Here is an 18,112-nt window from a genome sequence, read left to right on the forward strand (position 1 = left end):
CCGATCCCACACCACCGCACCGACAGCCCGCACCCGGGTTTTGACCGGCCGGCGTGGTGCGGGTTCGGTGACCCTGTTGGTGCTCGGAAGCTGGGCTTGCTGCAGCTCGACTTGATTGACCTCCTTGAAGGCGCCCATGTCCAGCCACACCCAAGTCGGCAGGTTCACCGTCGACCTGGCCGCCGGCTTCAACTCGACCTCGGCCGTCGCCAGGGGCCGCTCGTCTGCGTGACCCGGTATCGCTCGGTACCGCGTCCTTACCTGGAGCATGCCCCTCGCTCGGAACGCACCTGCGCGTTCTGCCACACGCCCTGCTCGTTCTTCGCCAGGGAGACCGAGTAGAAAACGTAGGGGTCCGTGCCTGCCGGATTCCCCTCGACCTTGCTGGTCTTGCGGTTCTTGGTCTTCGCCTCGCTTTCGTCCGTGCAGTAGCTGAGCGACGCTCCCGTGCCGGTCTCGGCCAGGTTGACCTTGGGGTTGAAGGCGGGCAGCTTGCCGATGACGGTGAGGTTCTTGTCCGTGTAGGACTTGATCCACTCCTTGGTCTGCCCGCGGATCCCTTCGGTGTCGTAGAAGGCGACGGCCTCGCTGTCCGGGTCGTTCGCGATGATCGCATGACCGGGCGCTCGACGCGCTGCTCCCCGGGGACGGCCGCTGATGCTCCTGTCGCGTCAGCGGTTGATCGACTGGATCTCCTGGACATTCATGTCCTGGGTCGTTTCGAAGGCGCCATCCGGGAGGTCACCGTTCGCGCCGCCCGTGCCTTCCCACGAGATCTGCCAGGTGATGCTGGCCTTCAACTGGTACGGCTCACCGTTCGTGGCGCGCAGGTACCTGATACCGCAAGGCGGGGTCTTGTCGGCGTCGCCCTTGGCGTAGGGGGTTCCGATCGAGCCGTCCTCGTTGATCTCGCAGTCACCGGAGGCCGGGAAGGTCTCGGCATCGTCCGTGCCCGGTTCCAGGTGCAGGGCCACCGGCTTGGCCGTCGTCTCCGCCCACAGCCCCGTGTCGGGAAGCTCGGCCCGGACCTTGATGTCCTTGAAGGTGCCCTTGTCCAGCCACACCCAAGTGGGCAGGTTCACCGTGGACTTGGCCTCCGGCCTCAGCTCGATCTTGGTCTTGGGCACCTCGATCTTGTCGTAGGCGTACGCCGCAAGCGTCTCAGGAGTCGGCGCGTGCTCGTCGTCCGGGATCGTGCCGGCGTCCTGCCAGAACATGATCCGGCCGCAGTCCCAGGCCTTGATGTCGTTCTCGTGGCCCTTGCGGACAACACTGCGCCAGAACATGCCCTCCTTGCCGATGTTGTAGTTCTTGTACCCCTCGGCGGTGCTGTTGGTGGGCGACTTGAGATCGAAGTTGTCCTCCGGTTCACCCTTGTCGTAGTGATCGACGAAGATGCCCGAGGTCCACCACTCGTGGGCGTTGACGGCGCCCATCCCGCCGTTCTTCTGCAAGTCCTCGACCGCGGATTTGAGCCCTTCCGGAGTGAAGACCGGCTCGTACCAGCAGACCGGGGGCTCCCAATTGGGGTCGACGGACGTCAGCTCGTCCATGGAACCTTGTTCGGTTCGGCCGTCGGGGTGACTGACCTGGATGCGGGATTGCGAGACGGACGCCAGCAGGGTGCGGCCGTTGGAGTCACCGGAGGGCTTCTCAGCGGGCTGACTGGGCGTCGTGGGCGCCGGTACTTCGTCGGCGAAGGCTGCGCCTGACGAGCACAAGAACACGGTGGCAGTCAGCGCCGCTGTCCATGCTGCGCTTCGTCCGGTCCCCGTCACTGCTGACACTCCTTGGCCTTGCCCGCGACCTCGATCTGCTGTGCCTCCCAGATGCCAGGGGAGTCGGCCGAGGGCTGCATCAGGATGCGGTACTTCAGGTAACTGGCGAGGCTTTCCTTCGTGTAATGGATCTTGTTGGTTTTGACGTCCCTGCTGTACGACTTGGCCTGGTTACGGCAGAAGGTGACGAGGACGGCTTTCGCGTCCTCGGACTTGCTCGTGGCGGCGTCGTAGTACTGGTCCTCGCCCGTCGGGGTCCAGCCGCCCTTCACCCACGCCTCTATCTGCGACTTCGCGTACTTGGCAGCTCCGGCTCGGGAGTAGAACCGGTAAGCCGAGTCGTTCGGGTCCTGGGCGACGATGGCGTGCTTCAGCGCCCGGATGAAATGGGCAGAGTCGTCCAGCGCAGCCGCCTCATCGCTGTCGGACGGCTTGTCGAAGTCGAAGACCATCTTCAGGTCCTTCGGCAGGCTGAGATCGGGGCGATCCGCATCCGCAGCTTTCGATGGCGAAGCCGACGGACTGCTCGCCCCCTTGTCCGCCCCCTTGATGTCACCCGAAGAGTCGCCTCCTCCGCCGCAAGCGGTGAGCAGCAGCGCCGCTGTGGCGGTGAGTGCGGCGGTGGTGGTCAGAGCGCGGCGTGCCACGGTTCGTCTCCCCCGTGTTCGGTGTATGCGGCAGAGAACGAAGCTATCAGGGAGGCATGGCGGGCCCTTGAGAGCAGGTAGTGGATTGCGTGGGGATGGTGAGGAGTGTGGCGTAGCGGTTGCGAACGCCGAGGGCTGAGACCGGTGCTGATCGTCCTGACCCAGAGCAGATCCACGGCGCGTTGGGCGACGCGGCCGATCCGCATGGGCCTGCCCGGCTGGCACTCGCTGACCGCACACAGTTCGTCGAGTCATGCGTGGTCGACAGCCAGGCCAAGCAGATCTGGAAGGTGCAGATGAGGAACCGCAGCGATGGTTCTCCGGATCCGCGACTGGCCCGGTATCCCGGTGCCGGAGTTCGTCCGTGACCGGGTGAAGGGGTGCTCCGACCCGCAGCGGCTCGAGGTCTGGGCGCGGAGGGCGGTCCATGCCACGAACGTGGAGGACCTGTTCGCCGACGACGGCGCCTGAGAGCAACGAACAGGCCGTTGTCGCCGGTGCCGGGGTCTGCCGGGCCGGGGCAGGGCGGGCAGCTGGAGGCGTACTGCCGTCGGTTGAAGCTTTCGTGATGAAGCGTCAGGTCTTGGATCAATGGTGTGCAGCCTGTCATCGGGGACGACCCTCTGCGGCCGAGTCGCGCCGCGCAACTAGCATCTGCGCAGAGAGAACCACTGCTTCGTGGTCATGCCAAACAGAGAGAAACGCGCATGCACAAGTCCATACGCCGGACGCTGATCGCCGCTGCTGGCCTCAGCCTCGCCCTCACGGTCGGCGCGGGCACGAGTTCGGCCGACGCTCGCAACACGAGCGAGCGGTACGCCCAGGGCTCCATGTCGTACAACTCGGCCACCGACAATGTCACGGTCAAGGACCTCAAGGCTGACGGCCGCAGCTTCGCCGTCAGTCTCTTCGGTCCCGCCTCGGACAACGTCCGCGTGTGCAAGGTGAGCGGCAAGGGCAAGTCCAAGACCTGCAACTTCAACTTCAACAGCGGTCGGCTGAACGTCCTGGTCTTCACCGAGCGGGGCAACCAGCACTGGGACATCGACGAGTTCCACATGGACGCCTGATCCACAGACCGCCTTCGACGTGTCCGGCTCGCCCGACGAGATGACGGCCCGCTCGTGAAGGCCGGCACACGGCGGCCGGACGGCTGCGTCCGGAGTCGTCCGGAATCACCCGCCCGGACGACGTGCGGAACGGGGACGGCGGGGACGGGCCGGGCCCCCACGAGTGCGGCGCGGGTCCCGGCGGCTTTCTGAAGAAGCCGGCCGTGTCAGCCCGGACTCGCCGCCTGCATCGCCTGCGCGGCCTGAGGGTTCCTCCAGTTCGACCACGACGTCGTCCATCGCCGCGAACGCGGTTTCCTGCGCGGATCGTGACCGGGACCGGGAAGTCGATCGCGCAGGTCGCGAAGGACCTTGGAAAACGACAGGCCCGCTTCTGGTAACGGGCGACATCCGCGGGAGGGTGGCGCCTGCTCCGAGCCGGACAAGCCGTCCGTTGAGGCGACGGTGCCCTGCTTTCCGCCGGTGGGGCCGCTCACTTGGGTGACCTTGATCCGGGACTGCGAGGCGGAAGCGGAGATCACGTTGTTCTTGGCTCCGCCGCCGTAACTGCCGTCGCCGCGAGGGCGAGGGCAGGCAAGGGCCCGAGGAGGGCGACGGTGAGCGAGACGACCGTGAGGGGCCGGGAGGCGTGTGAGGGCCTCACTGCGCGCAGCCACCCCTCTCCGAATGGGCGGACACTGCCTGCCACACACCCTGGGCGTTCTTGCCCATGGAAATCACGTAGAGAACCTCGGGGTCCGTGCCGGCCGGGTTCCCTTTGACCTCGCCGGTCTTGCGGCTCTTCGTGGAGGCTTTGCTCTCATCGGTGCAGTAGGAGAGGGATGCCGCTGCCTTGTCCTTGGCGATGGTGACCTTGGGGTCGAACACGGGCAGCTTGCCGATGACGGTGAGTTCTTGTCCGTGTAAGTCTTGATCCACTGCTGGCTCTGCAAGAAGCCGGCCTCGGTGTCGTAGAAGGCCCGGGCCTTGCTGTCCGGGTCGTTCTCGACGATCGCCGCGTACCCTGCCCGGAGTTGCTCCTTGCCGTCGTTGAGTACGGCCTGCTCGACGGGGTTGCTGCTCGTCCAGTTCCCGAAGGTCAGCTGGAAGCTGCTGGGAAGCTTGATCACCGGGCGCTTGACCTCGGACGCCGCGGACGACGCCGAAACGGAGGCCGACGGGCTGCTCGACCCGCTCTCCGCCCCCTTGATGTCCTCCGGCGACTTGTCCTCGCCCCCGCCGCAGGCGGTGAGCAAAAGAGCCGCCGCCGTGGTGAGTGCGGCGGCGGTGGTGGTGAGTGCGCGGCGGGCCACGGGCGTTCCCCCCCGGGTGATCGATCGTCGTCGTGCGTGTGTGCGGCAGGGAACGAAGCTGTCAGCGGTCGATCATGCCCCCTGAGCAGCCATGGCGGATTGTGTGCGGAACGTGAGGAGTCCGCGTGGCAGCTGCGAAGGACGTCATTCCGTTGACTCGGCCGCACGGCCAGGCGCATACGACTGGCGGGGCAAATCGGACGTCAACGGCGTTCGTTCCCTACGCCCTTCGACGACCTCAATAAGAGTCAATAAGATCTCTGTAGGCTCAGCACACCCCTCGGCCCACAGTTCGCCTCACCGCACTCCATACACGACCCCAGGACACCCGCCATGCCGCGACGCCGCACCTCAAGCTCGTCAAGCTCGACGGGAAGCACGTCGGGAACGACGGCACCTAGGAATCGGACGCCGCAGCCGGTGACGATCCGGCGGCGGTCGTTCGGGGACTTCGTCAGGGCGTTCTTCGCGTTCGTCGCCCTGGCCGTTCTCCTCGTCGGTGTGCCCGGTGCGCTGGCCACGCAGATCGGGTGGCCGTTGCCGAACGGGGTGCCGAGCCTCGACTGGCTTCAGCAAGAGATCACCGTCGATACGTTTCTGAACATCCTCACCGTCGTGGTGTGGCTCGCCTGGGCCCAGTTCACCGCCTGCGTGCTGGTGGAGATGAAGGCCGCGCTGTCCGGTGTCGGTGTGCCGGGGCGGGTGCCGGGGGCCGGGCCCAGTCAGTTGCTCGCCCGGCAGCTCGTCGCCGCGCTGCTGCTCGTCGGCGCCACCGCGGCCAGCTTCGCGCCCGGGCTGTCGCAGCTCGGGCAGAGCGGCTACGACGCCAATCAGAAGCCCGCCTCCGCCGCGGCCCAGCAGACCCCGGGTCTCTTCGCCCAGCAGCAGGAGCAGGCCGCCGACACCGCGGCCGCCCTCGCCGAGCAGGCCTCGCACGCCGCCTCGCACGCCGGCGCCGGTGGCAGCACCGCCAAGCAGGGCGACACGAAGTACTACCGGATCCAGCCGCCCGAGGGGCGTCACCACGACTCCCTGTGGGAGATAGCGGAACGGCACCTCGGTGACGGGCGTCGCTACAAGGAGATCTTCGAGCTCAACAAGGACCGCGTCCAGCCGGACGGGTCCAGGCTCTCCGAGGCCAGTCTCATCCGGCCCGGATGGATCATGGAGATGCCGGGCGACGCGCGCGGCGGCGAGCTCGTCGAGATGCCCGACGAGGCTCCCAACGTGTCCCCGGACGTGCAGCAGCAGATCAGCGACTACGCCCAGACCGGCGATCACGCGCAGGGCGGTGCCGGGGGCAGTGGTGCCCAGGGTGGTGGGCACGAGCACGTCGGTGGTGGTCCTTCCACCTCCCAGGTCTCCCTGCCCGAGCAGCGGCCCGCTCCCGACGCCGGTCACCAGCAGGCCACCGGCGTCGACGCCGAGTCCGGCAGCTCCTTCGGTCTGCCCGAGGCCCTCCTCACCGCTCCCCTCCTCGCCGCCGGTCTCCTCGGTGCCCTGGGGCGGCGGCGCCGGCAGGCGCTCTGGCAGTCGGCGTTCGGGGCCGTCGGCGGGCGGCGTGGTATGGAGCCGCCCACGCCGAGCGGGGACGCGCAGGACGTCCAGGACGCGCTGCTCGTCGGTGCCGACCCCGAGGGCGTGCGGCTGCTCGACCGGAGCCTGCGCGGTCTCGCCGCTTCCCTCGCCGAGGAGTCGCGGGCGCTGCCGGTCGTGTACGCCGCCTGGCTCAGCAACGGCGACCTGCACCTCCAACTCGCCCAGCCCGCCGGGAAGCCGCCCGCCCCCTGGCAGCAGGGGCAGGACCAGACCTTCTGGATGCTGGCCCGGACCGACGCCGAGCGCTACGAGGACGTCGACACGGCCGCGCCCTACCCGGGCCTGGTGAGCCTCGGCACCATGGACGACTCACGGCTGCTGCTCAACCTGGAGGCCGTGCCCGGCATCGTCTCGCTGAGCGGCCGGGAGGCCGACCGGGCCGCCGTCTTCGCCTCCGTCGCCGCCGAGTTGGCGACCAACGGCTGGTCCGACCGCATGACCATCACCCTCGTCGGCTTCGGGGAGGACCTCACCCCGCTCGCCCCGAACCGCATCCGGCACCTGGAGGACGTCGAGGCGCTCGTCGAGACCATGGAGGCCGAGACGCGGCAGCGGCGGGGCGCCCTGGGCGCGGCCGGGCACGACTCCGTCCTCACCGGGCGTACCGGGCCCGCGCAGCACACCCGCTGGGCCCCGCACCTGGTCCTGCTCGCCGCCCAGCCGTCCGCCGAGGACGCCGTCAAGCTCGCCGAACTCGCCGCCGACGCCGGCCGTCTCGGCATCGGCTACCTCGTCGGCACCGAGACCGGCGATCTGCCGGGCGCCGCCTGGGAGATGGAGATCACCGGCCAGGGCAAGCTGCTCGCGCCCCTCCTCGGGCTCGAACTCGACGCCCAGTTGCTGCCCGCCGCCCAGCAGCGGGCCGTGGTCGAGCTGTTCGTCGACGCCGACCCCGAGAACCGGCCCGAGGGCGGCCCGGCCAACAGGCCGCCGTTCCTCGTCGACATCAGCGAGCAGGGGCGGCCGGCCGTCTACGCCCGGCTCGTCGGGCCGTACGAGATCATCGGCCTCGACACCCCGGACGGGGACCGCAGCGCCCTCCTCCACGAGGCGCTCGCCCTGCTCCTCCTGCACCGCGAGGGTGTGCACCCGCGGGTGCTGTCCTCGGCGCTGTGGCCGCGCGGCGTCACCGACGACGTACGCAACGCGCTGCTGGACCGGCTGCGCGACTGGCTCGGCGCCGACCCGGACGGCACGCCCCGCCTCGGCACCGACGGCAGCGGCCGGCTCACGCTCGCCAAGTCCGTCGTCTCCGACCTGGACGTACTGCGGTCCCTCTACCACGAGGCCACGCAGGGCAAGGGCGTCGACAGCCGGGCCGTGCGCGGGCGGCTGCTCACCGACGCGCTCGTGCTGGTGCGCGGGCCGCTGCTCGCCGACCGGCCCGAGGGCCGCTACCGGTGGCTCACCCACGAGATCGTCGACGCCCAGCTGCCGCTGCTCGTCGCGGACACCGGGCTCGCGCTGTGCGAGTTCCACATGGAGAAGAACCGCGCCGAGAAGGCCATCGAGGCGCTCAACGCGGCCCTGCGCACCGCCCCGGCCGACGAGCGCCTGTGGCACGAGCTGCTGCGCGCCACCCACGCCACCGGCGACACGTCCCGCCTGACCGCGCTCGCCACCGATCTCATCGGCCGCAGCGGGGCCCGCGGCCTGCCGCCGCGCACCGAGGCACTGCTCGACGAGCTGCTGCCGACGTGGCGCGACGCGATCGCCGCGGTGGGATGAACACCGGGACGCTGGTCATCGCCGCCGCGCTGTGGGGCGCGGCGGCGGGTGCGTTTCTGCCGCGTGCGGCCTACCGGTTCTCGGCTCCCTCGGGGGAGCCCTGGCGGGAGCGGTGCCCCGGCGGGCACGCCCTCAAGGGCTGGCTGGGACGGGCCTCGTGCCCGGAGTGCGCGGAAGGCGCGGAGGGCGCGAAGGGCGCGAAGGGCGCAGAGTGTGAGGAGGCCGGATACGGGCCGCGTACGACACCACTGGTGATCGCCACCGCCCTCGTCTGCGCCGCCCTCGCCGCCGCCACCGGCACCCGGCCCGAGCTCGGGGTGTGGCTGCTGCTCGCGCCCGTCGGGGTGCTGCTGACAGCCGTCGACTTCCGGGTGCGGAGGCTGCCCGACCCGCTCACGCTCCCGTTCGCCGCGGCCGCGCTCGTCCTGCTCGGCCTCACCGCGCTCGTGCCCGAGCACGCGGGACAGTGGACGACCGCCCTGCTCGGCTCGCTCGCGCTGGGCGGCGGCTACTTCGTGCTGTTCCTCATCAACCCCGCGGGGATGGGCTTCGGCGACGTCAAGCTCGCTCTGGGCGCGGGGGCGGTACTCGGCTGGTACGGCTGGCCGACGGTGATGCTCGGCACGTTCGCCGGGTTCCTGCTCGGGGCGCTGTACGGCGGTGCCCTCGTCGTCGCGCGGCGGGCCGGGCGCAAGACGGCCATCCCCTTCGGGCCGTTCCTGATCTCCGGCGCGTTCCTCGGACTGCTGGCCGGGGCGTACGCGGCCTGACGCACTCGGTGCCTGAAGGCCTGCCAAGGCCTGACGTTCCCAAGGCCGCAAGGCCTGACGTTCCCAAGGCTCCAACACCCCAGGGCCTGACGTCCTCAGGGCCCAAGGCCTGGCGTCCAGCCGCCCGAACGGCTGGCGTACGCTGGGCTGGTCCGTCCACAACCCTTACGAAAGGGACGCCCGGTGACCGAGAAGGCCGACCTTCAGCCCATCCTCGACCGTGCTGCCGCCGGTGGGCGGATCACCCCCGACGAGGCGCTCCTGCTGTACCGGGACGCCCCGCTGCACGCGCTGGGCGCCGCCGCCGACGCCGTACGCCGCCGCAGGTACGCCGGCACCGAGCACATCGCGACGTACATCATCGAGCGCAACATCAACTACACGAACGTCTGCGTCACGGCGTGCCGCTTCTGCGCCTTCTACGCCGCCCCCAAGGACACCGACAAGGGCTGGACCCGCGACCTGGACGACATCCTGCGCCGGTGCGCCGAGACGGTCGAGCTGGGCGGCACCCAGATCATGTTCCAGGGCGGACACCACCCGGACTACGGCGTCGAGTACTACGAGAAGCACTTCTCCGCGATCAAGCAGGCCTTCCCGCAGCTGGTCATCCACAGCCTGGGGGCGTCCGAGGTCGAGCACATGGCCCGGATCTCGAAGGTGTCGGTCGAGGAGGCCATCCAGCGCATCCACGCCGCCGGGCTCGACTCCTTCGCCGGTGCCGGCGCCGAGCTGCTGCCCGAGCGGCCCCGCAAGGCCATCGCCCCGCTGAAGGAGTCCGGCGAGCGCTGGCTGGAGATCATGGAGATCGCGCACGGCCTGGGCGTGGAGTCCACGTCGACCATGCTCATGGGCACCGGCGAGACCAACGCCGAGCGCATCGAGCACCTGCGGATGATCCGGGACGTCCAGGACCGCACGGGCGGCTTCCGCGCCTTCATCCCGTACACCTACCAGCCCGAGAACAACCACCTGAAGGGCCGGACGCAGGCGACCCTCTTCGAGTACCTGCGGATGATCGCGATCGCCCGGCTGTTCATGGACAACATCGCCCACATCCAGGGCTCGTGGCTGACCACGGGCAAGGAGGTCGGGCAGCTCTCCCTGCACTACGGCGCCGACGACCTCGGCTCGATCATGCTGGAGGAGAACGTCGTCTCCTCCGCGGGCGCCAAGCACCGGTCCAACCGGATGGAGATCATCGACCTGATCCGGAAGGCCGGGCGGGTGCCCGCGCAGCGGTCGACCACGTACGAGCACCTCGTCGTCCACGACGACCCGGCGAACGACCCCGTCGACGACCGCGTGGTCTCGCACATCTCCTCCACGGCCATCGAAGGCGGCACGGCTCACCCCGAGCTGAAGCTGCTCGCCCCCAACTGAGCTGGCACGGAGAGGTAGTTGGAAACCATTCACACGGCCGACGCCGTCCGCGTCACCTGGGACTCCGAGCCCGTCAAGGGCGGTGCCGTGGCCGTCGGACGGGACCGGATCGGTGCCGTCGGAAAGCTCGACGACGTACGCGAGGCGTTCCCCCGGGCCCGGATTCGCAGGTGGCCCGGGACCCTCGGTCCCGCCCGGGTCCACGAGGGCCCGCTCCCGGACGCCCCCAGCCCCCGCGAACGCGTCCACGAGGTGCTGAAGCTCGGCGCGGTCGCGGTTCTGGAGGAGTACGTCGACTCGCCGGAACTCCGCTCCGCCGCCGACCGCAACGACGTCGTCGTCCTGCCGAGTGCGCGCCGCACCGCGATCGTCCCGACCGGCCGCGCCGACCTCGCCGTCTTCGACGAGGCGGGGGAGTGCGTGGTGACGGTGTGTGCGGGGCGGCTCGTGCATCGGCGGCGCTGAGCGGCGCCCTTATTATCCGTCAGCCCGCGAACGCCTCTCCGAACGCCCCCGAACTCTGCGTCACCCCACTGCAATCGGTCGCCGGCTGGCCGGACTTGGAGCCGTTCGCGCACTGCCGGTCCCGCGCGGCCGACCACATCGACACCCACCCGACGCCCTTCTCCTCGGCGAAGGCCCGGACCTCGGCCGCGTCGGCGAGCGTGAAGGTCTCGCCGTCGACGTCGTTGACGCCGATCATCGAGGTGAGCGCCATGCCCTGCCACGCGGCCGCGTCCGATGTGCCGAAGACCTTCTTCAGCTGGGTGTGCGCGGCCTTGGCGGCCGTGAGCGCGTAGCCGCCCATGTCGCCGTCGTACGACGTGCCGTAGTTCATCGTCATCAGGTTGACCGTGGCGATGCGGACGCCGTTGTCGTCGGCGGAGCCGAGCAGCGCCAGGCTGTCCTTGCCCAGGCCCGAGGGCATGACCGGGAGCGTGAAGGAGACCTCCAGATCCGTACGCTCCTTCTGGAGCAGCGCGATCGCCTTCGAACGCAGGGCGACGGACGCGGAGTCGGCCAGCTCGTCGCCCTCGACGTCGAAGTCGGCCCGGGTGGCACCGGCCGCGTCGAGGGCCTTGCCGTACGCCGCCGCCAGTTCCGTCGCGCTCTCGCAGGCCGCCGCGAGCTCCTTGCCGGAGGCGCCGCCGAAGGAGACCCGGACCTGGCCGCCGTTCTTCTCCAGCCGCGCTATCCGGGATTTCACCGCCGGGTCGCCGATGGCGTGGGTGCCGTCCCAGCGCGGGGTGCAGTCGTCGCCGTCGGCCAGGACGAAGGCGAGGTTGTACGTCGTCGGGGAGCCGGCAAAGTCGGTGCCGGCGGCCTCGGTGGCGCTCACGTACGGGGCGTACGCGGTGCCGGATTCGGCAGGGGGCGAGGAGGAGGCAGGCGGCGAGGTGCCGGTCGCGGCCGGCAGCGAGGGCGCCGCGCGGGCCGCCTCGCCCTGTTCGGAGCACGCCGTGGTGACCAGGGCGATCAGGCAGCCCAGTCCGACCGCCGCCGGCTTCCGGTGACTGCTCATGGCACGCGCTCCCGTTCTCGTGCGACCTCAGGGGTACGCACACCAAGTACGTTTCCCGGCAGCAAACGTCTCACGAGGCCGGGCGCTCACACCGCGATGCGCAGGTTTTTGTGTCCGGCGAATGCGTTCCGACCTCGTCGTCGAACGCCGCCCCACTCGCGATCGCCACCGCAAACGTACCTCCGTGGGCCGGACCGCCTCGTGGCCGTTTTCAACGCCGGGACGGTGACGATCTGCCTCTGGTCACGGTGGAAGCCGCGGCTTCTCCCGTGCGGCGTACTGCAACAATGGGCCCGTGACCCGCGCATCCCTGGACAAGCAGCCGCACGAAGTCGCCTCGATGTTCGACGACGTGGCGGAACGGTACGACCTGACCAACGACGTGCTGTCCCTCGGCCAGGACCGGCGATGGCGCAAGGAGGTCGCCAAGGCGGTCGACGCGCGCCCGGCGCAGAAGGTCCTCGACCTGGCGGCGGGCACGGGCACGTCCTCGCTGCCCTTCGCCCGGACCGGCGCGTACGTCGTCCCGTGCGACTTCTCCCAGGGCATGCTCCGGGTCGGCAAGCAGCGGCAGCCCTGGCTGCCCTACACCGCCGGTGACGCGACGCGGCTGCCCTTCAAGGACGACACCTTCGATGCCGTCACCATCTCCTTCGGGCTGCGCAACGTGCAGGACACGGACGCCGCCCTGCGGGAGATGTACCGGGTGACCCGGCCCGGTGGACGGGTCGTGATCTGCGAGTTCTCGCACCCCACCTGGGCGCCGTTCCGCACCGTCTACACCGAGTACCTGATGCGCGCCCTGCCGCCGGTGGCGCGGGCCGTGTCCTCCAACCCCGACGCCTACGTCTATCTCGCCGAGTCCATCCGGGCCTGGCCCGACCAGCCCGCGCTGGCCGAGCGGCTGGGCAAGGCCGGCTGGTCGCGGGTGGCCTGGCGCAACCTGAGCGGCGGGATCGTCGCCCTGCACCGGGGCTTCAAGGACAGCTGACCGACTGGCGCCAAGGGGAGCTGAGAGCCCTGTACGGGTCGCCGGGCTCGTCCAGCTCCCGCTGGAGACCACCCCTGGGCGGCCTCGGGAGCCGCGGCTCGTGCACGCCCCCGCCGCCCTCGCCGGGGCCGAAGCCGAACCACACGTAGACCATCGACTCCCGCGGCACCTCGGCACCGGGCTGCGGATACTGGCGTACGACGTAGTCGACGACGGCGAGATGGAAGTCGGGCCGGTCCGGTGCGTTGAGGAGCAGGCCCTGCGCCCGGGCCGTCTCCCGCGCGTCCACTGCCATCAGGCCCACGAGACGCGGTACACGCACTTCGGGTGTTTTGCGGGATATGTGCACAGATGTCACCCCCAGCGGTACAGGCAGGGTAACTCCCGCTCCACACCGGCCGGAAGCGACAGATGCCTTTCTGTGACAGTCGACTACGCAGCGTCAGTAGACGGTGGCCGGAGGTCGAGCCGGTAGCAGTGCCCCGACCGCTCCGAGGCCGGTGTCGTGAACGTCTCGGCGAGGCGCATTCCCAGCCGCCGCGCGACCGCGATGGACCGGGTGTTGCGGGCGTCGACCATCGCCACCAGGCCCGGTACGCCGGCCGCCCGCGTCCGCTCCAGCGTCTGCCGGGCGGCCGCGGTGACATAGCCCTTGCCCCAGTGCTCCCGGCCCAGCCGCCAGCCGATCTCGATCTGGCCCGTCGGCCCCCAGCCCCGCTCCCATGGCTGGGCGCCCGTGAAGCCGATCACCTGCCCGGACTCGTCGAGCATGCTCCACAGGCAGAAACCGAGCTCGGCGTCGTGCCGGCGCTGGCGGGCGGTGAGCTCCTCGTAGACCGACAACTCCGCGGCCCTGCCGCCGTGGAACTCCATGACGTCCGGGTCGTCGAAGAGCCGGTGCCAGACGAACGCGTCCTCGTGGGTGGGGACGCGAAGCCGCACGGCGGGGAGAGCTCGGTGCATGAGGCAGCCCTTCGGCCGGTGATGAATGCCGCTGCATAGACTGCCCATGTCCTGTGCCGGTCGGCACGCAGATTTCGAACTTGGGGAGATCCCGCCGTGACCGTCGTGACCGAGCCGCTCTCCGAGAACACCGCCGATGTGATCGTCGTGGGCGCGGGGCCGGCCGGCTCCACGACCGCCTACCACCTCGCCAAGGCGGGACTCGACGTCCTTCTGCTGGAGAAGACCGAGTTCCCGCGCGAGAAGGTCTGCGGCGACGGCCTCACCCCACGCGCCGTCAAGCAGCTGGTGGCGATGGGCATCGACATCTCGGAGGAGGCCGGCTGGCTGCGCAACAAGGGCCTCAGGATCATCGGCGGAGGGGTGCGGCTCCAGCTCGACTGGCCGGATCTCGCCTCCTTCCCCGACTACGGCCTCGTCCGCAAGCGTGACGACTTCGACGAGCAACTCGCCCGGCAGGCCCAGAAGGCGGGCGCCAGGCTGTTCGAGCGGTGCAACGTGGGCGCGCCGATCCTGGACGAGCGCACGGGCCGTATCACCGGGGTGCACGCCAAGCTGGGAGAGGAGAAGCGCGAGGTCACCTTCCGCGCCCCGCTCGTCGTGGCCGCCGACGGCAACTCCACGCGCCTGTCCCTCGCGATGGGCCTGCACCGCCGCGAGGACCGCCCGATGGGCGTGGCCGTGCGGACGTACTTCACGAGCCCCCGCCACGAGGACGACTACCTGGAGTCGTGGCTGGAGCTGTGGGACCGCCGCGGCCCCGTCGACCGACTCCTCCCCGGCTACGGCTGGATCTTCGGCATGGGCGACGGCACCTCGAACGTCGGCCTGGGCGTGCTGAACACCTCCGACTCCTTCAAGGAGCTGGACTGGCGCGAGGTCCTGAAGGCCTGGTGCGCGTCCATGCCGGAGGACTGGGGGTACACCCCCGACAACATGACCGGGCCCATCCGCGGCGCCGCCCTCCCCATGGCCTTCAACCGCCAGCCCCACTACACCAAGGGGCTGCTGCTGGTGGGCGACGCCGGCGGCCTGGTGAACCCCTTCAACGGCGAGGGCATCGCCTACGCCATGGAGTCCGGCCAGATCGCCGCCGACGTCATCGTCCAGGCCCACGCGCGCTCGACCCCCGCGGGGCGTGAACTGGCCCTCCAGCGCTACCCGCGCGTCCTGAAGGACACCTACGGCGGCTACTACACGCTCGGCCGGGCCTTCGTGAAGCTCATCGGCAACCCGAAGGTCATGCAGATCGCGGCCCAGCGCGGACTCACGCACCCGCTGCTGATGAAGTTCACGCTGAAGCTCCTCGCGAACCTCACCGACCCGACCGGGGGCGACGCGATGGACCGCATCATCAACGGCCTGAGCAAGGTGGCACCGAAGGCCTGACCAGGCACGCGGGCCTTCGGCGCCGAAGGCCCGGTCAGCCGCTCAGAGCCGCGACGTCGGCGGCCCGGCGCGCGAACACCGCCTCGCGCCGGTCCGCCATCCGCCGCAGCGCGCCCTTCGCTCCCGCCGGGGGGCGGTCCAGGTACACCCGCCCGTTCACATGGTCGGTCCCGTGCGCCGGGCAGCGGGCGAAGTAGCCCGTGCCCTCGATGACGAGCGGTTCGCCGTCCCGGTCGTACCCTCGCACCACGGCCCGGTCCGGACGAGGTACGTCCATCGTGGCGCCCGGCACCGACAGGCGCTCCTCGCCCTCGTCGAGCAGCGGCCGGCCCGCCGGGTCGAGCGGCTCCAGCGCCGGATTGCGATGTGCCCGACGTGCCGCACCCCGTCGTCTTCCGGGCGGTCGTGCGCGCACAGCCGCAGATCGACCCCGACCCGGTTCGCCGCGAGTCCGGCCCCGTCCGCGATGTGCATCGTCAGGAACATGTCGTCGATCAGTGCGGCGAGGTCGGGACCGAACTCGGTGACGTCCCGGCACGGCTTGTGCCAGTTCTCGGACGTACGGGACTTCTCGCGCGATTCCGGCGACGGCCAGGCCCGCGACTGTCTCTCCGCGATCATCGAAGACGACCCTGCGGGACGAGGACCGGCTGGGCTGGCTCATGGACCCGGCGGTGACGGGCCTGGGCGGCCCCGACCCGCAGAACCGCGCCTCGTCCACCCCACGGGCACCCACGGCAACCGCCCGACCGCCCGAACGTCCGCGAGGCACGCCGTCAACGCCCTGCTGGAGGCGGACAATTCGGACGCCGAGTGCTGCCGGGTCTGGGAGCTGTGCCGGCCGCCGGAGCTGGAGCCTCTGAAGCGCGTGGACGAACTGTGGTACCGGCTGGGGCTGCCGAGCGCCTTCGGCCTCGGGCGGGCACCCTGAGAGGCCCTGGAGGGCCTTGACGGCCTTCCGGGGGTGTTCGGGACAGTCCGGGAGGGCCGTTACCCCGAGCGGCAACGGCCCTCTGACCCGTTATGCGTGAATTCAGTGCAAGCGCGGCATCAGAGGACGCGCACCGCGCCCGACGCCGGGTAGCCCGACAGGTCCTGGATGACGACGCCCTTGGACGGGTTGGCCGCGTCCAGGTACTGGCCGTCGCCGATGTAGACACCCACGTGGTACGCGGAGCCCTTGCCGCCCCAGTAGAGGATGTCGCCGACCTGGATGTCGGACAGCGGGACGTCCGTGCCGGCCATCGACTGGTCCTGCGAGACGCGCGGCAGGTCCACACCAACCTGCTTGTACGCGGCCTGCACGAGGGAGGAGCAGTCCCAGGCGTTGGGACCGGTGGCGCCCATGACGTAGGCGTCGCCCACCTGGGCCTTCAGGAAGGCGATGACGGTCGCGACGCTGCCGCTGGAGGGCGCCGACACCGACGTGGAGGCGGACGCGGACGCGGAGGCGGTGAGCGTGGCGCGCTCGGCGTTGCGCGCGGCGCGCTCGGCGGCGGCCTTGCGGGCGGCCTCGGCGGCCTTCTTCTTGGCCTCCGCCTTCTTCTTCGCCTCGGCGAGGTCCTTCTTGGCCTCGGCGGCCGCCTCGGCGGCGGCGGCGTCACGCTCGGCGCGCAGTTCGTAGTTCGCGGCCGCCTGCTGGGTGGCGGCAGCGGACTGGGCGACCTGGGCGGACAGGTCGGCCGTCAGGGTGGGCAGTTCGATGGTCTGGGTGACCGGCTCGGCGGCGCTCGCCGAGGCCGAGGCACCCGCCGCTGCCATGCTGAGAACGCCACCGGCAACTCCGGCACGCACGGCGATCGAAGAGGTCGCGCTGCGGCGGGGTTTCCGGTGGCTGCGTATGTGAGCGGTGTGGGACATGGGAACAACCGGTACCAGGGGCTCCTTCATATCTTCAAGAAACGTGTGCTGCGCCACAGTTGTTCAATCGGGCCCTCAAAACCCCCGTGCGAGGCCCTTTATTGACGCCTTAACGGACATTGTGGACTTCCCGTGACCGGCCTGTGATCACGGTCTTTGATCAATACGCCCGAATTGCCCCGCACCTACCATCGGTTGGGTTGATTGGCCAAGCCCCGTTCTCATGAGCCTCCCATGCGTGTGACGGAGGTCACGGAACGGTTGCCGAGGCGGACGCGTCCGGCGCCGTAGATCACGGCCGGATCACAGCCTCGCGAAGATCGTGAACGGATGCACGCGTCCACACCCCGTTTCGCGCGCCCTCTGATGTGTGAACGCGCCTCTATCAAGAGATCAAGCCCATCGCCAATTTGCATGCAAGGGAACACTCTTGATATTGAGACGCCCTCTCCGGCCTGCGCTGACAAGGCAAAATGTCACCTCTGGTGATCACTCGGACGCTTCGGGTGTGAAGATCACCGCTCATCCGACTTCATGATCGATCGTCAGGTGGTGGAGATCACAAAGCTTGTGTAATACCCCGTGTCGCAGATCACAGAGGGTCGGGCATAAGATGCACGCGGTTGGGCTTGTGACCTGCTTCACATGTTCCCGATCTTCGCCGGGACAGGCGGGGTTCGTGGGCCGGGTGGGGCGGAAGTGAGCTCGACGCAAACCGCCAGCAGTCAGTGCCGACTGAGAGGAGCGAGGAGCGGTGAACGCTTATGCGCCCATCCTCGTACTGGGAGCCCTCGGGGCAGGCTTTGCGATCTTCTCCGTGGTCATGGCCACGTTGATCGGGCCCAAGCGGTACAACCGGGCCAAGCTCGAGGCCTACGAGTGCGGAATCGAGCCGACCCCCACGCCGGCCGGCGGCGGGCGCTTCCCCATCAAGTACTACCTGACGGCGATGCTCTTCATCATTTTCGATATCGAGATCGTCTTCCTCTACCCCTGGGCCGTCACCTTCGACGCCCTGGGGATCTTCGGGCTCGTGGAGATGCTGCTCTTCGTGCTCACCGTCTTCGTCGCGTACGCGTACGTATGGCGGCGCGGCGGCCTGGAATGGGACTGAGGGGCC

Annotated in this window: 17 protein-coding genes and 1 pseudogene; 10 read left to right on the forward strand and 8 right to left on the reverse strand. The window is 69.7% G+C overall.

All coding sequences use genetic code 11. The annotated features are described in order from the left end of the window. Positions 1–671 precede the first annotated feature (671 nt). Both AOQ53_RS38555 and AOQ53_RS38560 read right to left on the reverse strand, forming a co-directional pair. A complete protein-coding gene (locus tag AOQ53_RS38555; protein WP_236711957.1) occupies positions 672–1,553 on the reverse strand; it encodes a hypothetical protein in 882 nt (293 codons plus the stop codon). A 221-nt stretch (positions 1,554–1,774) separates the two neighbouring features. Further along, positions 1,775–2,425, reverse strand: a complete 651-nt coding sequence (locus AOQ53_RS38560) for a hypothetical protein (RefSeq protein WP_059424628.1) — start codon at positions 2,423–2,425, stop codon at positions 1,775–1,777. 312 nt (positions 2,426–2,737) lie between these two features. On the opposite strand from AOQ53_RS38560, the gene AOQ53_RS47180 reads away from it, so the two are divergent. After that, positions 2,738–2,896, forward strand: coding sequence for a hypothetical protein (locus AOQ53_RS47180; RefSeq protein WP_236711958.1), 159 nt, complete (start codon positions 2,738–2,740; stop codon positions 2,894–2,896). Between the two features lie 236 nt (positions 2,897–3,132). Then, on the forward strand, positions 3,133–3,495 hold the full coding sequence (locus AOQ53_RS38565; protein WP_059424629.1) for a hypothetical protein: 363 nt from the start codon (positions 3,133–3,135) through the stop codon (positions 3,493–3,495). 639 nt (positions 3,496–4,134) lie between these two features. On the opposite strand, the gene AOQ53_RS47185 is transcribed toward AOQ53_RS38565, so the two are convergent. Then, on the reverse strand, positions 4,135–4,413 hold the full coding sequence (locus tag AOQ53_RS47185) for a hypothetical protein (protein ID WP_236711959.1): 279 nt from the start codon (positions 4,411–4,413) through the stop codon (positions 4,135–4,137). Positions 4,414–4,548: 135 nt separating this feature from the next. Between AOQ53_RS47185 and AOQ53_RS47190 the strand changes: the two genes are divergently transcribed. The 5 genes from AOQ53_RS47190 (at position 4,549) to AOQ53_RS38590 (ending at position 10,732) form a co-directional block, all read left to right on the forward strand. Continuing rightward, positions 4,549–4,872: a hypothetical protein gene (locus AOQ53_RS47190; protein ID WP_236711960.1), complete on the forward strand. Its 324-nt coding sequence runs from the start codon at positions 4,549–4,551 to the stop codon at positions 4,870–4,872. Positions 4,873–5,120: 248 nt separating this feature from the next. Continuing rightward, complete coding sequence (locus tag AOQ53_RS38575) at positions 5,121–8,114, forward strand: bacterial transcriptional activator domain-containing protein (RefSeq protein WP_059424631.1); 2,994 nt, start codon at positions 5,121–5,123, stop codon at positions 8,112–8,114. Next, positions 8,111–8,884 (forward strand): prepilin peptidase, encoded by a 774-nt coding sequence (locus AOQ53_RS38580; RefSeq protein WP_059424633.1) that lies wholly within the window; start codon positions 8,111–8,113, stop codon positions 8,882–8,884. The genes AOQ53_RS38575 and AOQ53_RS38580 overlap by 4 nt, the downstream gene beginning before the upstream one ends. Positions 8,885–9,067: 183 nt before the next feature. Beyond that, on the forward strand, positions 9,068–10,267 hold the full coding sequence (mqnC, locus tag AOQ53_RS38585) for a cyclic dehypoxanthinyl futalosine synthase (RefSeq protein ID WP_059424634.1): 1,200 nt from the start codon (positions 9,068–9,070) through the stop codon (positions 10,265–10,267). An 18-nt stretch (positions 10,268–10,285) separates the two neighbouring features. Further along, entirely contained in the window at positions 10,286–10,732 is a 447-nt protein-coding gene (locus AOQ53_RS38590) for a hypothetical protein (RefSeq protein ID WP_059424636.1), read from the forward strand. Positions 10,733–10,751: 19 nt separating this feature from the next. Here AOQ53_RS38590 and AOQ53_RS38595 read toward each other — a convergent pair whose 3' ends face one another. Further along, positions 10,752–11,789, reverse strand: a complete 1,038-nt coding sequence (locus tag AOQ53_RS38595; protein ID WP_059424638.1) for a chitinase — start codon at positions 11,787–11,789, stop codon at positions 10,752–10,754. A 295-nt stretch (positions 11,790–12,084) separates the two neighbouring features. Here AOQ53_RS38595 and AOQ53_RS38600 point away from each other — a divergent pair, with 295 nt between their 5' ends. After that, on the forward strand, positions 12,085–12,780 hold the full coding sequence (locus tag AOQ53_RS38600) for a demethylmenaquinone methyltransferase (RefSeq protein ID WP_059424639.1): 696 nt from the start codon (positions 12,085–12,087) through the stop codon (positions 12,778–12,780). Here the strand turns inward: AOQ53_RS38600 and AOQ53_RS38605 are convergent. Next, a complete protein-coding gene (locus AOQ53_RS38605; RefSeq protein ID WP_078945703.1) occupies positions 12,767–13,102 on the reverse strand; it encodes a PASTA domain-containing protein in 336 nt (111 codons plus the stop codon). The genes AOQ53_RS38600 and AOQ53_RS38605 overlap by 14 nt on opposite strands. A 110-nt stretch (positions 13,103–13,212) precedes the next feature. Then, a complete protein-coding gene (locus AOQ53_RS38610) occupies positions 13,213–13,743 on the reverse strand; it encodes a GNAT family N-acetyltransferase (RefSeq protein ID WP_059424640.1) in 531 nt (176 codons plus the stop codon). Between the two features lie 96 nt (positions 13,744–13,839). Here AOQ53_RS38610 and AOQ53_RS38615 point away from each other — a divergent pair, with 96 nt between their 5' ends. Next, on the forward strand, positions 13,840–15,132 hold the full coding sequence (locus AOQ53_RS38615) for a geranylgeranyl reductase family protein (protein WP_059424641.1): 1,293 nt from the start codon (positions 13,840–13,842) through the stop codon (positions 15,130–15,132). Positions 15,133–15,166: 34 nt separating this feature from the next. Here the strand turns inward: AOQ53_RS38615 and AOQ53_RS38620 are convergent. Together AOQ53_RS38620 and AOQ53_RS38625 are read right to left on the reverse strand one after the other, a co-directional pair. Then, positions 15,167–15,753, reverse strand: a pseudogene (locus AOQ53_RS38620) (peptide deformylase). Between the two features lie 429 nt (positions 15,754–16,182). Next, positions 16,183–17,022, reverse strand: a complete 840-nt coding sequence (locus AOQ53_RS38625; protein ID WP_059424643.1) for a C40 family peptidase — start codon at positions 17,020–17,022, stop codon at positions 16,183–16,185. A gap of 724 nt (positions 17,023–17,746) precedes the next feature. Between AOQ53_RS38625 and AOQ53_RS38630 the strand changes: the two genes are divergently transcribed. Beyond that, positions 17,747–18,106 (forward strand): NADH-quinone oxidoreductase subunit A, encoded by a 360-nt coding sequence (locus AOQ53_RS38630; protein WP_003974383.1) that lies wholly within the window; start codon positions 17,747–17,749, stop codon positions 18,104–18,106. The last annotated feature ends 6 nt before the right edge of the window (positions 18,107–18,112 follow it).

It is taken from the genome of Streptomyces azureus, assembly GCF_001270025.1.
Classification (GTDB): domain Bacteria; phylum Actinomycetota; class Actinomycetes; order Streptomycetales; family Streptomycetaceae; genus Streptomyces; species Streptomyces azureus.

What these genes read in the sequence shown, in the direction of transcription:
- AOQ53_RS38555 (WP_236711957.1), bottom strand. Translation starts at nt 1,553, where the DNA reads ATGGACGAGCTGACGTCCGTCGACCCCAATTGGGAGCCCCCGGTCTGC.
- AOQ53_RS47180 (WP_236711958.1), top strand. Translation starts at nt 2,738, where the DNA reads ATGGTTCTCCGGATCCGCGACTGGCCCGGTATCCCGGTGCCGGAGTTC.
- AOQ53_RS38610 (WP_059424640.1), bottom strand. Translation starts at nt 13,743, where the DNA reads ATGCACCGAGCTCTCCCCGCCGTGCGGCTTCGCGTCCCCACCCACGAG.
- AOQ53_RS38580 (WP_059424633.1), top strand. Translation starts at nt 8,111, where the DNA reads ATGAACACCGGGACGCTGGTCATCGCCGCCGCGCTGTGGGGCGCGGCG.
- AOQ53_RS38625 (WP_059424643.1), bottom strand. Translation starts at nt 17,022, where the DNA reads ATGAAGGAGCCCCTGGTACCGGTTGTTCCCATGTCCCACACCGCTCAC.
- AOQ53_RS38565 (WP_059424629.1), top strand. Translation starts at nt 3,133, where the DNA reads ATGCACAAGTCCATACGCCGGACGCTGATCGCCGCTGCTGGCCTCAGC.
- AOQ53_RS38575 (WP_059424631.1), top strand. Translation starts at nt 5,121, where the DNA reads ATGCCGCGACGCCGCACCTCAAGCTCGTCAAGCTCGACGGGAAGCACG.
- AOQ53_RS38595 (WP_059424638.1), bottom strand. Translation starts at nt 11,789, where the DNA reads ATGAGCAGTCACCGGAAGCCGGCGGCGGTCGGACTGGGCTGCCTGATC.